Consider the following 13,828-nt stretch of genomic DNA (forward strand, 5'->3'; position numbering starts at 1 on the left):
CAGGGGGCTCAAGGCCCCGGCAAGACTCATCTTGAGACGAGTTTCCCGCTTAGATGCTTTCAGCGGTTATCTCTTCCGCACTTAGCTACTCGGCAATGCCACTGGCGTGACAACCGATACACCAGAGGTGCGTCCACTCCGGTCCTCTCGTACTAGGAGCAGGCTCTCTCAATCTTGCAGCGCCCACGGAAGATAGGGACCAAACTGTCTCACGACGTTTTAAACCCAGCTCACGTACCTCTTTAAATGGCGAACAGCCATACCCTTGGGACCGGCTACAGCCCCAGGATGAGATGAGCCGACATCGAGGTGCCAAACACCGCCGTCGATATGAACTCTTGGGCGGTATCAGCCTGTTATCCCCAGAGTACCTTTTATCCGTTGAGCGATGGCCCTTCCATACAGAACCACCGGATCACTTTGTCCTACTTTCGTACCTGCTCGACTTGTCAGTCTCGCAGTCAAGCACGCTTATGCCAATGCACTATCGTCACGATTTCCGACCGTAACTAGCGTACCTTCGAACTCCTCCGTTACACTTTGGGAGGAGACCGCCCCAGTCAAACTGCCCACCATACACTGTCCCCAACCCGGATAACGGGCCAAGGTTAGAACCTCAAACACACCAGGGTGGTATTTCAACGTCGGCTCCACCAAAACTAGCGTCCTGGTTTCAAAGCCTCCCACCTATCCTACACAGATCTGTTCAAAGTCCAATGTAAAGCTACAGTAAAGGTTCATGGGGTCTTTCCGTCTTTCCGCGGGGAGATTGCATCATCACAAACATTTCAACTTCGCTGAGTCTCTGGAGGAGACAGTGTGGCCATCATTACTCCATTCGTGCAGGTCGGAACTTACCCGACAAGGAATTTCGCTACCTTAGGACCGTTATAGTTACGGCCGCCGTTTACTGGGACTTCAGTCAAGAGCTTGCACCCCATCATTTAATCTTCCAGCACCGGGCAGGAGTCACACCCTATACGTCGACTTTCGTCTTTGCAGAGTGCTGTGTTTTTAATAAACAGTTGCAGCCACCGATTCTCTGCGGCCTCATTGGGCTCCCCAAGTAAATGGTTCACCTACTAAAGGCACACCTTCTTCCGAAGTTACGGTGTCAATTTGCCGAGTTCCTTCTCCAGAGTTCTCTCAAGCGCCTTAGAATACTCATCTCGCGCACCAGTGTCGGTTTGCGGTACGGTCGTCAATAGCTGAAGCTTAGTGGCTTTTCTTGGAAGCAGGGTATCACTCACTTCGTCTGCAAGCAGACTCGTTATCACGCCTCATCTAAGCTCTCCGGATTTGCCTAAAGAGCACGACTACACGCTTGAACCAACATATCCAACAGTTGGCTGAGCTAACCTTCTCCGTCCCCACATCGCACTATTGATCGGTACAGGAATATTGACCTGTTTCCCATCAGCTACGCATCTCTGCCTCGCCTTAGGGGCCGACTCACCCTACGCCGATGAACGTTGCGTAGGAAACCTTGCGCTTTCGGCGAGGGGGCTTTTCACCCCCTTTAACGCTACTCATGTCAGCATTCGCACTTCTGATACCTCCAGCAGGCTTCACAACCCACCTTCACAGGCTTACAGAACGCTCTCCTACCACGCATATTGCTATGCATCCGCAGCTTCGGTAACTGGCTTAGCCCCGTTACATCTTCCGCGCAGGACGACTCGATCAGTGAGCTATTACGCTTTCTTTAAATGATGGCTGCTTCTAAGCCAACATCCTGACTGTTTTAGCCTTCCCACTTCGTTTCCCACTTAGCCAATTTTAGGGACCTTAGCTGGCGGTCTGGGTTGTTTCCCTCTTGAGTCCGGACGTTAGCACCCGGTGCTCTGTCTCCCAAGCTGTACTCTGCGGTATTCGGAGTTTGCCAAGGTTTGGTAAGTCGCCATGACCCCCTAGCCTAAACAGTGCTCTACCCCCGCAGGTAATACTTGAGGCACTACCTAAATAGTTTTCGGAGAGAACCAGCTATTTCCAAGTTTGTTTAGCCTTTCACCCCTATCCACAGCTCATCCGCTAGTTTTGCAACACTAGTCGGTTCGGACCTCCAGCACCTGTTACGGTACCTTCATCCTGGCCATGGATAGATCACTTGGTTTCGGGTCTACACCCAGCGACTATTCGCCCTATTCGGACTCGATTTCTCTACGGCTTCCCTATTCGGTTAACCTCGCCACTGAATGTAAGTCGCTGACCCATTATACAAAAGGTACGCAGTCACCCTTTCGGGCTCCTACTTTTTGTATGCATGCGGTTTCAGGATCTATTTCACTCCCCTCCCGGGGTTCTTTTCGCCTTTCCCTCACGGTACTTGTTCACTATCGGTCGATTACGAGTATTTAGCCTTGGAGGATGGTCCCCCCATATTCAGACAGGATTTCACGTGTCCCGCCCTACTCTATTCGCGCCTAGTTCCACAATCTACATTTCTCATACGGGGCTATCACCCGCTGTGGCCGGACTTTCCATTCCGTTCTGATATGCAAACTGCTAAAACGCGAGGGCTACTCCGATTTCGCTCGCCACTACTTTCGGAATCTCGGTTGATGTCTTTTCCTCGAGCTACTGAGATGTTTCAGTTCACCCGGTTCGCCACAATGACCTATGTATTCAGTCAGAGTTACTCCTTGCGGAGTGGGTTTCCCCATTCGGAAATCTCCGGATCAAAGCTAATTTGCCAGCTCCCCGAAGCTTATCGCAGGCTATCACGTCCTTCGTCGCCTGTAATCGCCAAGGCATCCACCACATGCACTTAGTCACTTGACCCTATAACTTTGACACCGCTGACTGCAGTGTCGTCAAGGACTCAATTCAGATCCGCAGATCTAAACTGTTTTTGAGTATTCACGCGTTACGCCGTTCTTCATACCTAATCAATTTCTTGCTTAGTTGAAGTCTATGTTTGACGCAATCAAAATCATTGTTAGCGGCACGGTGCGTCAGGAGACGCTTTCCGCTAACAACGCTGATTCGACTCTACAAATTGTTAAAGAACAACAGCCGATCTTTCGATCAAGACTGGCAAACCTCAACAGAACTCGCGTTCCGCTGAGGTTTGCCAACCTAATGAGTGAACTGGTGGAGGATGACGGGATCGAACCGACGACCCCCTGCTTGCAAAGCAGGTGCTCTCCCAGCTGAGCTAATCCCCCGTACAGATTTCTCTGCAATCCGTGGTGGGTCTGGCTGGATTCGAACCAGCGACCCCCGCCTTATCAAGACGGTGCTCTAACCGACTGAGCTACAGACCCACGCGAACTTCGTTGCGTTTGCCTGTCATCACCAGCCTGTCGAGGCCAGCTCCCCAGGCTCACACGATATTCACTCACTGTTGTGTTTACAGCCGATAAGTGTGGGCGCTTGAAACTAAGTGCTTGAGCTTTCGCTCTATTAGCGATCTTGCTCTGCAAGTCCCGAGGAACCTACGAGGCGCGATCAATCTAGAAAGGAGGTGATCCAGCCGCACCTTCCGATACGGCTACCTTGTTACGACTTCACCCCAGTCACGAACCCTGCCGTGGTAATCGCCCTCCTTGCGGTTAGGCTAACTACTTCTGGCAGAACCCGCTCCCATGGTGTGACGGGCGGTGTGTACAAGACCCGGGAACGTATTCACCGCGGCAAGCTGATCCGCGATTACTAGCGATTCCGACTTCACGCAGTCGAGTTGCAGACTACGATCCGGACTACGACCGGGTTTCTGGGATTAGCTCCCCCTCGCGGGTTGGCAGCCCTCTGTCCCGGCCATTGTATGACGTGTGTAGCCCTACCCATAAGGGCCATGATGACCTGACGTCATCCCCACCTTCCTCCGGTTTGTCACCGGCAGTCTCATTAGAGTGCCCTTTCGTAGCAACTAATGACAAGGGTTGCGCTCGTTGCGGGACTTAACCCAACATCTCACGACACGAGCTGACGACGGCCATGCAGCACCTGTGTTCTGGCTCTCTTTCGAGCACTCCCAAATCTCTTCAGGATTCCAGACATGTCAAGGGTAGGTAAGGTTTTTCGCGTTGCATCGAATTAAACCACATCATCCACCGCTTGTGCGGGTCCCCGTCAATTCCTTTGAGTTTCAACCTTGCGGCCGTACTCCCCAGGCGGTCAACTTCACGCGTTAGCTACGTTACTGAGAAGAAACCCTCCCAACAACCAGTTGACATCGTTTAGGGCGTGGACTACCAGGGTATCTAATCCTGTTTGCTCCCCACGCTTTCGTGCATGAGCGTCAGTACAGGTCCAGGGGATTGCCTTCGCCATCGGTGTTCCTCCGCATATCTACGCATTTCACTGCTACACGCGGAATTCCATCCCCCTCTACCGTACTCTAGCTATGCAGTCACAAAGGCAGTTCCCAGGTTGAGCCCGGGGATTTCACCTCTGTCTTGCATAACCGCCTGCGCACGCTTTACGCCCAGTAATTCCGATTAACGCTTGCACCCTACGTATTACCGCGGCTGCTGGCACGTAGTTAGCCGGTGCTTATTCTTCAGGTACCGTCATTACCCCGAGGTATTAACCCAGAGCGTTTCTTCCCTGACAAAAGCGGTTTACAACCCGAAGGCCTTCTTCCCGCACGCGGCATGGCTGGATCAGACTTGCGTCCATTGTCCAAAATTCCCCACTGCTGCCTCCCGTAGGAGTCTGGGCCGTGTCTCAGTCCCAGTGTGGCTGGTCGTCCTCTCAGACCAGCTACAGATCGTTGGCTTGGTAGGCTTTTACCCCACCAACTACCTAATCTGATATCGGCCGCTCCAATCGCGCGAGGTCTTGCGATCCCCCGCTTTCACCCTCAGGTCGTATGCGGTATTAGCTGCTCTTTCGAGCAGTTATCCCCCACGACTGGGCACGTTCCGATATATTACTCACCCGTTCGCCACTCGTCAGCTTAACCTGTTACCGTTCGACTTGCATGTGTAAGGCATGCCGCCAGCGTTCAATCTGAGCCAGGATCAAACTCTACAGTTCGATCTTGATTTACTCAACGGAATCGACTCAAACCATTTGCATGATTCAAATCTAATTTCCGTGAGCGTTTAAAGTCCGAAGGACCGTTGCAAGTCACCTTGCAACATCACTTCGCCTCAAACGCCCACGCTTATCGGCTGTTAATTCTTAAAGAACATCGCAAACTTCAGAGTCTTAACTCTTCATTTTGCGCTGCTGACTTCGTTTGTCGTCATCAGCACAGAAGCGAGATTCTAATCCGCTTTTTGCCTCGTCGTCAAGTATTTTTGAAAATTTCTTTTCTCAACACTTTGCTGATTTTCATCAGCAGCCGACTCGGCCTCCTTGTTGCTTTCAATCAATCCGCTTTCGCGATTTGTTGTCAGCAGCAAAGAGATGGGATTTTGAACTGCTTTCGCATCTGTCGTCAAGTACTTTTGAAAAATTATTTTCGAAGCACTCGGCGACTCTCTCGATCCGCCCAGACCTTTCGACCCGCCTCCGCCAACTGGCCCTGCGTCTTTCAACTCAGTGCTGTGATCAGCGAAGCCCACGACTGTAGCACAGGAATTTGGGGGCGGGCAAGAGTTTCGACAACTTTTGCTCTGCGCAATGAAGAACACCCATGGCGCCTGGCGGACCATGGGTGTTCGTTTGATTGCTTTCAGCGCGAGCCTCGCGACGGTGGCGCCGAACGCTATATAGATAGGAGGCGCTACGCCTCTTCGTGGAACGCCTCTTCGCGCTTGTTCTTGATGGATGGCAGCATGACGACCACGATCATCAGCGCTGCAGCGATCAGGAGGCCAGCCGACAGCGGGCGGGTCAGGAAGGTGCTCCAGTCGCCCCGCGCCAGCAGCAGCGCGCGGCGCAGGTTCTCTTCCATCATCGGGCCCAGGATGAACCCCAGCAGCAGCGGCGCCGGTTCGCAGCTCAGCTTGTAGAAGACATAGCCCAGCAGCGCGAAGCCCGCCGTCATGTAGACGTCGAAGTTGTTGTTGTTCAGCGAGTAGGTACCGATGCAGCAGAACACCACGATGGCCGGGAACAGGAAGCGGTAGGGCACCGTCAGCAGCTTGATCCAGATGCCGATCAGCGGCAGGTTCAGCACGATGAGCATCAGGTTGCCCAGCCACATCGATGCAATCAGGCCCCAGAACAGCTCAGGGTTGCTGGTCATCACCTGCGGACCGGGCTGGATGCCCTTGATGGTCATCGCGCCGACCATCAGCGCCATGACGGCATTGGGCGGGATGCCCAGCGTCAGCATCGGAATGAAGCTGGTCTGCGCGCCGGCGTTGTTGGCGCTCTCAGGCCCGGCCACCCCCTGGATGGCGCCCTTGCCGAAGGGAACGCGCGGATTGCGGGTCACCTTCTTCTCCAGCGTGTACGACGCAAACGCTGCCAGCAACGCGCCGCCACCGGGCAGCACGCCTAGCACCGAACCCAAGGCCGTGCCGCGCAGAACAGCCGGCCACGCATCCTGGAAGTCTTCACGCGTGGGCCACAAGCCCTTGACCTCCTTGGTGAACACCTCGCGGTGCTCGGCGGGCTGACCCAGGTTGGCAATGATTTCCCCGAAGCCGAACACGCCCATGGCAATAACCACGAAGCCGATGCCGTCGGTCAACTCGGGAACATCGAACGAGAAGCGCGCCGTGCCCGTGATGACGTCGGTGTTGATCTGCCCCAGCAGCAGCCCGAGGACGATCATCGCGATCGCTTTCAGCAGCGAGCCCGAAGCGAGCACGACGGCGCCCACCAGGCCCAGCACCATCAGCGAGAAGTACTCCGCGGAGCCGAACTTGAACGCGAGTTCGGTCAACGGAGGTGCGAAGGCGGCAATGATGATGGTGCCCACGCACCCGGCGAAGAAGCTGCCCAGGCCAGCCGCGGCCAGCGCCGCCCCTGCGCGGCCACGGCGGGCCATCTGGTAGCCGTCGATGGCTGTAACGACCGAGCTGGATTCGCCCGGCACGTTGATCAGGATGGCGGTCGTCGACCCGCCGTACTGAGCGCCGTAGTAGATACCGGCCAGCATGATCAGCGCGGGCGTTGCATCCAGCGTGTAGATGGACGGCAGCAGCATCGCGATCGTGGCGACGGGGCCCAGCCCCGGCAGCACGCCGATCAGCGTGCCCAGCACCGCACCAAAGAAGGCATAGAACAGGTTCTGCAGGCTCAATGCCGTCTGCAGGCCCAGTCCGAGGTTGTTCAGCAGTTCCATGTTCGTCCTCAGATGTTCAGAAAGACCGGCCAGACCGGCAGGGTCAGCTTCAGTCCGAGGATGAACAGCGCCCAACTGCCGGCAGTCAGCACCACGCAGCTGAGCAACACATCACGCAGGCGGAACTCCTGCCCCGCCAGAGAAGCCAGGATGATGGTCAACGGCAGCGTGCAGATCAGGCCCAGGCGCGGCAGCGCCACCGCGAACAGCGTGATCGCCGCAATGATGACCAGCAAGGGGCGCCACGCGATGGGGCCGATGGGATCGCCCCCTTCGGACTCCAGCGTCAAGGCCTTGAACAGCACCAGCGCACCCATCAAGGCGAGCAGCACACCCAAACCGAAAGGGAAATAGCCGGGACCTGGCTGAGCGGATGTGCCGAAGGAATATTCCGTCGCACCCCACGCAAAGCCCAGACCCACTGCCAGGAACAGCATCCCGGACCAGAAGTCCCGCTGGCTTTTGATCTTCATCGCTTCTTGTCTCCATTGCGCCGCGGGAGGGCGCGAACAACGTCGAGCGATTCTGTCAGCGGGGGGAGGCCCTCAGCCTGTGGATTACACGGATCAACCTTCCCAGGCGGGCGTGCTGCGCAGCACCTCTTCCACCGTCGTCGCACCCTCGGCGACTTTCATCGCGCCGGCCAATCGCAGCGGACGCAAACCCTCCTGCATGGCTTGCCGGCGCAGTGCGGTCAAGTCGGCCAATGCGCCCTTCACGCCTTCGGTCACGGTCAGCAGCTCATACAGGCCGGCGCGACCGCGGAAGCCGGTGTTGCGGCACTCCAGGCAGCCCACCGGCTTGTACGGTTTCACACCGCCACCGAGGCGCCAGTGCTTCACCAGCTCGTTGAGGCTTTCGCGCGTGACCAGCGGGTCCGGCTGCTTGCAGTGCACGCACAGCGTGCGCACCAGCCGCTGTGCCAGCACGCCGATGACGGTGGCGCTGATCAGATAGGTCGGCACGCCCAGGTCTTGCAGCCGCGTGATGGCCGAGACCGAATCGTTGGTGTGCAGCGTGCTGAAGACCAGGTGGCCGGTCAGCGCCGCCTGGATGGCCATCTCGGCCGTCTCCAGGTCACGGATTTCGCCGACCATGATGATGTCCGGGTCCTGGCGCATCAGCGCGCGCAGCCCTTCCGCGAAGCCGAAGTCCAGCTGGTTCTGCACCTGAGTCTGGTTGAAGGCCGGCTCGATCATCTCGATCGGGTCTTCGATGGTGGTCACATTGACCTCGTCCGTCGCCAGCCGCTTCAGCGTCGAATACAGCGTCGTGGTCTTGCCGCTGCCGGTGGGGCCGGTCACGAGGATGATGCCGTGCGGCTGCTTGACCAGCCCTTCCCAGCGGTCCGAGTCGTGCTGGCCGAAGCCCAGCGAGGCCAGGTCCTTGACCGCTGTGTCGGGGTCGAAGATACGCATGACCATCTTCTCGCCGAAGGCGGTGGGCAGCGTGGACAGCCGCATTTCCACTTCATCGCCGGCCGGGTTGCGCGTCTTGATGCGGCCGTCCAGCGGCCTGCGCTTCTCCACCACGTCCATGCGGCCCAGCAGCTTGATGCGCGACGTCATCGCGCTCATCACCGTGGGCGGCAGCTGGTAGACCGTGTGCAGCACGCCGTCGATGCGGAAGCGGATAACGCCCATCTCGCGGCGCGGCTCCAGGTGGATGTCGCTGGCGCGCTGGTCGAAGGCGTACTGCCACAGCCAGTCCACCACCTGCACGACGCCCTGGTCGTTGGCGTCCAACTGCTTGTTCGCGCGGCCCAGTTCCACGAGCTGCTCGAAGCTCGCCACCTGGCTTTGCTCGCCGGCCTTGGTGGCCGCGCGCACAGAGCGGGCCAGCGTGAAGAACTCGGTCGTGTAGCGGGCGATGTCCAGCGGATTGGCCACCACCAGCTTGACCGGCTTGCGCACGTGCGACTCGATCTGCGCCACCCAACTGGTGTCGAAGGGCTCGGAGGTCGCGACGGTCACGTCGTTGACACCGAACAGCACGGGCAGGCAGCGCTTGGCCTCGGCATAGCCGATGGACATCACGTCGCCCACGCGGCCCACGTCCACCTTCAATGGGTCGATGCGCAGATAGGGCAGCCTGGCTCGCACCGCCAGCCACTCCGCCAGCGCGTCCACGTCCATGGTCTTGCCCGTGGCCAGGTGCACGAGATTGGCGTGCCCCAGCCGCACCAGCGGGTGCAGCGAGCTGTCGCCGGCGCCCAGGCGCTGCTCGGTGCGCTGCACCTGGGACTCATCGATGAGGCCGTCCTCCATCAACCATTTCAGCAACGTGCGCCATTCCAGGCGGCCGTCGGACTTGGGGGCGGGAGCCAAGGGCTTGGACTTGGTCGTCATCGAGGGCGGGCTCAAAGGGCGTTGAGGATGCTCATGGGCAGTGGTCGCACCAGGCGCAACCACTTGCGCGCCGGCAGGCTGAAGCGCGATTCGATATTAGCCGCGCGCAGCTCCAACACGTCTCGGTGCGGCACCTGAACACCGCGCGCCGCGACGACCACCGTGTTGCCCTCCTTGGTGGGCGCCAGGCTCCAGACCTGGTCCGAACCAAACACCCGGGCGATGCGCAGCGCGCTGCGCGCAAAGCTGGCGCTGCGGCCGAACAGGTTGACGGTCATCAACCCGCCGTCCGACAGCACGCCGCGGCAGGCGGCGTAAAAGTCCTCGTCGTCCAGCACGGGCGACTCGGCCTCGTGGTCATAGAGGTCCACATTCAGCACGTTTGCCGTCTGCAGATGGGCGTCATCCGTGACCCAGCGCGCCGCGTCGCCGTTGACGACCTCCAGGCGCGCGTCGTCGTGCGGCAGCCGGAACCACTGCCGGCAGGCGGCGATGACCTCGGGGTTGATCTCCACGGCCGTGGTGCGCATCTTCAGCTGGCCCAGGCTGAAGCGCGTCAGCGCCGCGGCGCCCAGGCCCAGCTGCACCGCGTGGCCCTGGCCCAGCTCCGCCTCGTCGCGCCACAGCATCCAGGCACACATGCGCTGGATGTACTCCAGCTCCAGCTGGTCGGGCTTGCGGATGCGCATGGCGCCCTGCACCCAGATCGAGTCGAGATGCAGGAAGCGCACGCCGTCGAACTCGCTCAGCGTGGCAGGAACCCAATTTCTTTTCTTGGCCGTCATGCACCCATCATCCCAGGTGCGGCGCTAGCGCCGCGCGCCAGACCTCGATCTTGTCGGCCAGCGCCACGCCCGCGTGGGCCGGGCTGGTGGACGGCAGGCGCAGTACCGGCACGCCGGGGTCGCCCAGCAGCGCCAGCGTCTCGCGGTGGGCCAGCGCGCCGTTGCAGGCGATGGCGCGCAGCGCGGGCAGGCGCTGCAGCAGCTGCGTCAGATCGCTGGGCAGCGCTTCGGCGATGGCGGTGTCCAGGCTGCCCTCGCGGTGGCAGGAGGCAACGGCGTCCCACAACCCCACGCGGCCGGCCAGCAGCGCCTGCAGGCGCTGTGCATAGGGTTGGGCCGTCAGCTCCGGCTCCCGCAGCAACGCCGCCATCACCGGCCAGAACGCATTGCGCGGATGGGCGTAGTACTGAGCGGCCTTCAGCGATGCCGCTCCCGGGAAGCTGCCCAGCACCAGCACGCGCACGTCCGCGTCGACGACCGGTGCCAGCCCGATCAGGCGGTCCGGCGCCGGGGTCGTTGCCGGGGGACTGGTCAGCGCGCGGTGACGCTGCGAGGATGCGCGGGCTTTCAAGGGAGACATGGATGACGATGACGAGCCCGCAGTGTCTCAGCCCCCGCATCGAGGTCAGCCATGGCTGACCTGATCGCACGCATCGCCACGCTGTGGCGCTATCCGGTCAAGTCCTGCGCCGGTGAGACGGTCGACAGCCTGTCGCTGGGCGAGGACGGCTGGCCCGTCGGCGACCGCAGCTGGGGCGTGATCGACGCCGGCGGCGAACTGACGTGGATGGGCGCTCACCCACGGTTGGCGCTGGTCCATGCGCGGCTGAACGGCAGCACGCTGGAGCTGCAGGCACAGGGCCGCGCTCTGGCTCTGCCGGCCGATGGCGGCGAGGCTGTCGAGGTGCGCGGCTGGAACGGCGAGCGCCAGGACTTTGATCGGCTGCTGGCCTGGGACGGCGGCGACGACGCCGCCGCGCTGCTGCGCGCCACGACCGGCGAGCGGCTGCGCCTCGTGCGCCTGAGCATCGAAGCGCAACGGCGGCCGGTGCTAAACGCGCTGCACCTGGTGGGCGACGGCTCGCTGCAGGCCTGGCGGGCCGCCAATCCGCAACCGCTGAACGGCGCGACGCAACGCGCGCGGCCCAACATCGTGCTGCAGGCCGAGGACGGCGGCGAGTTGCCGCCCTTCATCGAAGACATCCTGACCCAGGCCCGCATCGGCCAGCTGTCGCTGCAGCGCACGACGGTCTGCGTGCGCTGCGTGATGCCCACCGTGGACCCTGCCACCGGCGAGCGGCAGCCCCCGGCGCTGGACACGCTGACCCGGCTCAGTGCCGAGCGGGCACCCGGTGCACCGGTGCAGTTCGGCGTCTACGCACGTGGCAGCGGTGCGGGCCGGCTGAACGTGGGCGACCGCGTCGAACTGACGTTGAATTTCTCCTGAGTCTCGACCCCATGAAGAAACTGCTCCTGCTGTCCATCGCCCTCTGCGCCACACTGGCCTGCCACGCGGCTGAACCCGAAGCCAAGGCTCCCATGCCCGCTGCCAGCGCTGCGTCCGCGGCCATCAAATTGCCCAAGGGCCGCTGCCCCACCATGCCCCCGCCGCAGATGGTGCTCACGCGAGCCACCGGCGAATTCCATTACGTCGCCCGCTTCCTGCTCAAAGCCGACGGCAGCATCGAAAATATACGCATCGAAGGTCGTGGCCCTCGCGGACTTTCAGATCGCATCGGCTCGGCCATTGCGGGCTACCGTTGCCTGGCCGCAGAGGCCGATCAGGAAATCGTCCAGACCTTCGACTTCAAAGTGAGCTGAGGGCGCCCAACCTCGGCAGCGCCGCACGTGCGTTGGCCGAGGTGATGGCGGCCGTCTGTTCCAACGTCCAGCCACGCAGCTCGGCCAGGCTCTGCGCGATGCGCGGCAGCTCGGCGGACTCGTTGCGCGCCTGGCCGGGCTCGGCCTCGCGCAGGGCGGCGGTCTTGTAGAGCCAGTGCGGCGGAATGTCGGGCGCATCGGTCTCCATGACCAGCGCACTCTCGGGCACCGTCGCCGCGATGCGGCGGATCTGCAGCGAGCGGTCGAAGGTCAGCGTGCCGCCAAAGCCGAGCTTGAAGCCGAGATCGATGAAGGCCTGGGCCTGCTGCTCGCTGCCGTTGAAGGCGTGCGCAATGCCGCCGTGCGCAAAGTCGACGCGGCGCAGCCCGGCCAGCAGCTTGTCGGCGCTGCGGCGCACATGCAGCAGCACCGGCAGTCCGGCGCGCTTGGCGAGTTTGAGCTGCTCGACGTAGAAATGCTGCTGGGTGTCAGGGGCTATGCCCGGCACGAAGTAGTCCAGGCCGATCTCGCCAACGGCGACGAGTCTGGGATCGATGCCGTGGGTGTCCAGCGCCTCGGCAAGCCGATCAAGATCACCCGCCCCGGCACCCATCACGCACAGTGGATGGATGCCCAGCGCATAGCTGAAGCCTTGGCGGATCGCCAGCAGCCGCACGGTGTCGAAGTTGCCGGCTGCAACGGCCGGGATGACGATCTGCGTGACGCCTGTTGCGCGGGCCCGCGCGACCACGGCGTCACGGTCGGCATCAAACTCGGCCGCGTCGAGGTGGCAGTGGGTATCGATCCACACTGCCAGCCCCTTCAACGGAAGACGACCGTGCGGTTGCCGTTCAACAGCACGCGGTGCTCCGCATGCCACTGGATGGCGCGCGCCAGCGCCACGCATTCCATGTCGCGGCCAATGCCCACGAGCTGCTCGGGCGGCATGCTGTGGTCGATGCGCGCGACCTCCTGCTCGATGATGGGGCCTTCGTCCAGGTCGCTGGTCACGTAGTGGGCCGTCGCACCGATCAGCTTCACGCCACGCTCGTAGGCCTGGTGGTATGGCTTGGCACCCTTGAAGCTGGGCAGGAAGCTGTGGTGGATGTTGATGGCCCGGCCGCTGAGGTGCTCGCACAGCTCGGGTGACAGGATCTGCATGTAGCGCGCCAGCACCACCAGGTCGATCTGGTTCTCGGCGATGACGTCGCGGATCTTGGCTTCCTGCGCCGCCTTCTGCTCATCGGTCGCGGCCAGCAGCGGGAAGTGGTGGAAGGGGATGTTGTGCGAGGCCGCGAGTTGGTAGAAGTCGCGGTGGTTCGAGACGATGGCCGGGATCTCAATGGGCAGGTGGCCCGTCTGAACGCGGAACAGCAGGTCGTTCAGGCAGTGGCCCAGCTTGGAGACCAGCAGCAGCACGCGGGTCCTGCGGGCGCGGGCCACCAGTTCCCAGTCCATCGCGAACTCGGCGGCCAGCGGCGCGAACGCGGCCTGCAGCGCAGCTTCCTCGGCGGCGGCCTCGAACTCGATGCGCATGAAGAAGCGCGCATGGTCGGCATCGCCGTGCTGGTGCGACGTGATGATGTTGCCGCCCTCGCGCAGCAGCACGCCGGTGACGGCGTGCACGATGCCGGCGCGGTCGGGGCAGGAGAGCTTGAGGATGAAGCGCGGGGTCGTCATGGAAC

General features: G+C 61.1%; 10 protein-coding genes, 2 tRNA genes and 2 rRNA genes. 2 read left to right on the forward strand and 12 right to left on the reverse strand.

Going from position 1 to position 13,828, the window contains the following annotated elements; all coding sequences use genetic code 11:
• From J2X21_RS13160 to J2X21_RS13205, 10 genes are all read right to left on the reverse strand, one after another.
• Positions 1–2,781: ribosomal RNA gene (locus tag J2X21_RS13160) — 23S ribosomal RNA — on the reverse strand; the annotation flags it as partial.
• 310 nt (positions 2,782–3,091) lie between these two features.
• Positions 3,092–3,167: transfer RNA gene (locus J2X21_RS13165), tRNA-Ala, on the reverse strand.
• 22 nt (positions 3,168–3,189) lie between these two features.
• Positions 3,190–3,266 (reverse strand) — tRNA-Ile (locus J2X21_RS13170).
• 193 nt (positions 3,267–3,459) lie between these two features.
• Positions 3,460–4,983 (reverse strand): 16S ribosomal RNA (locus tag J2X21_RS13175).
• A 233-nt stretch (positions 4,984–5,216) separates the two neighbouring features.
• Positions 5,217–5,516, reverse strand: a complete 300-nt coding sequence (locus J2X21_RS13180; protein WP_310329196.1) for a hypothetical protein — start codon at positions 5,514–5,516, stop codon at positions 5,217–5,219.
• 161 nt (positions 5,517–5,677) lie between these two features.
• Entirely contained in the window at positions 5,678–7,189 is a 1,512-nt protein-coding gene (locus J2X21_RS13185; RefSeq protein WP_310329198.1) for a tripartite tricarboxylate transporter permease, read from the reverse strand.
• An 8-nt stretch (positions 7,190–7,197) separates the two neighbouring features.
• Positions 7,198–7,662 carry a tripartite tricarboxylate transporter TctB family protein gene (locus tag J2X21_RS13190; protein WP_310329202.1) on the reverse strand — a complete coding sequence of 155 codons (465 nt, stop codon included), beginning with the start codon at positions 7,660–7,662 and terminating at the stop codon, positions 7,198–7,200.
• A gap of 93 nt (positions 7,663–7,755) precedes the next feature.
• Positions 7,756–9,537: a type IV pilus assembly ATPase TfpB gene (gene tfpB / locus J2X21_RS13195; RefSeq protein ID WP_310329204.1), complete on the reverse strand. Its 1,782-nt coding sequence runs from the start codon at positions 9,535–9,537 to the stop codon at positions 7,756–7,758.
• A gap of 11 nt (positions 9,538–9,548) precedes the next feature.
• A complete protein-coding gene (locus J2X21_RS13200) occupies positions 9,549–10,322 on the reverse strand; it encodes a spermine/spermidine synthase domain-containing protein (RefSeq protein WP_310329207.1) in 774 nt (257 codons plus the stop codon).
• A 7-nt stretch (positions 10,323–10,329) separates the two neighbouring features.
• The gene (locus J2X21_RS13205; protein ID WP_310329209.1) at positions 10,330–10,893 is read right to left on the reverse strand and encodes a DNA-deoxyinosine glycosylase; all 564 of its coding nucleotides are present in this window, start codon (positions 10,891–10,893) and stop codon (positions 10,330–10,332) included.
• Between the two features lie 60 nt (positions 10,894–10,953).
• Here J2X21_RS13205 and J2X21_RS13210 point away from each other — a divergent pair, with 60 nt between their 5' ends.
• Both J2X21_RS13210 and J2X21_RS13215 read left to right on the forward strand, forming a co-directional pair.
• Complete coding sequence (locus J2X21_RS13210; protein ID WP_310329212.1) at positions 10,954–11,769, forward strand: MOSC domain-containing protein; 816 nt, start codon at positions 10,954–10,956, stop codon at positions 11,767–11,769.
• Positions 11,770–11,780: 11 nt separating this feature from the next.
• Positions 11,781–12,143, forward strand: a complete 363-nt coding sequence (locus J2X21_RS13215) for a hypothetical protein (protein ID WP_310329216.1) — start codon at positions 11,781–11,783, stop codon at positions 12,141–12,143.
• On the opposite strand, the gene J2X21_RS13220 is transcribed toward J2X21_RS13215, so the two are convergent.
• Both J2X21_RS13220 and purU read right to left on the reverse strand, forming a co-directional pair.
• Positions 12,130–12,960, reverse strand: coding sequence for a TatD family hydrolase (locus J2X21_RS13220; protein WP_310330056.1), 831 nt, complete (start codon positions 12,958–12,960; stop codon positions 12,130–12,132). The genes J2X21_RS13215 and J2X21_RS13220 overlap by 14 nt on opposite strands.
• Positions 12,961–12,965: 5 nt before the next feature.
• Positions 12,966–13,823: a formyltetrahydrofolate deformylase gene (gene purU, locus J2X21_RS13225; RefSeq protein WP_310329220.1), complete on the reverse strand. Its 858-nt coding sequence runs from the start codon at positions 13,821–13,823 to the stop codon at positions 12,966–12,968.
• Positions 13,824–13,828 lie beyond the last annotated feature (5 nt).

The organism is Roseateles asaccharophilus, from assembly GCF_031458115.1.
In the GTDB taxonomy this organism is placed as follows: domain Bacteria; phylum Pseudomonadota; class Gammaproteobacteria; order Burkholderiales; family Burkholderiaceae_C; genus Pelomonas; species Pelomonas asaccharophilus_A.

Coding starts and splice junctions, on each gene's coding strand:
- J2X21_RS13185 (WP_310329198.1), bottom strand. CDS start 7,189: ATGGAACTGCTGAACAACCTCGGACTGGGCCTGCAGACGGCATTGAGC.
- J2X21_RS13190 (WP_310329202.1), bottom strand. CDS start 7,662: ATGAAGATCAAAAGCCAGCGGGACTTCTGGTCCGGGATGCTGTTCCTG.
- tfpB (WP_310329204.1), bottom strand. CDS start 9,537: ATGACGACCAAGTCCAAGCCCTTGGCTCCCGCCCCCAAGTCCGACGGC.
- J2X21_RS13200 (WP_310329207.1), bottom strand. CDS start 10,322: ATGACGGCCAAGAAAAGAAATTGGGTTCCTGCCACGCTGAGCGAGTTC.
- J2X21_RS13210 (WP_310329212.1), top strand. CDS start 10,954: ATGGCTGACCTGATCGCACGCATCGCCACGCTGTGGCGCTATCCGGTC.
- J2X21_RS13215 (WP_310329216.1), top strand. CDS start 11,781: ATGAAGAAACTGCTCCTGCTGTCCATCGCCCTCTGCGCCACACTGGCC.
- purU (WP_310329220.1), bottom strand. CDS start 13,823: ATGACGACCCCGCGCTTCATCCTCAAGCTCTCCTGCCCCGACCGCGCC.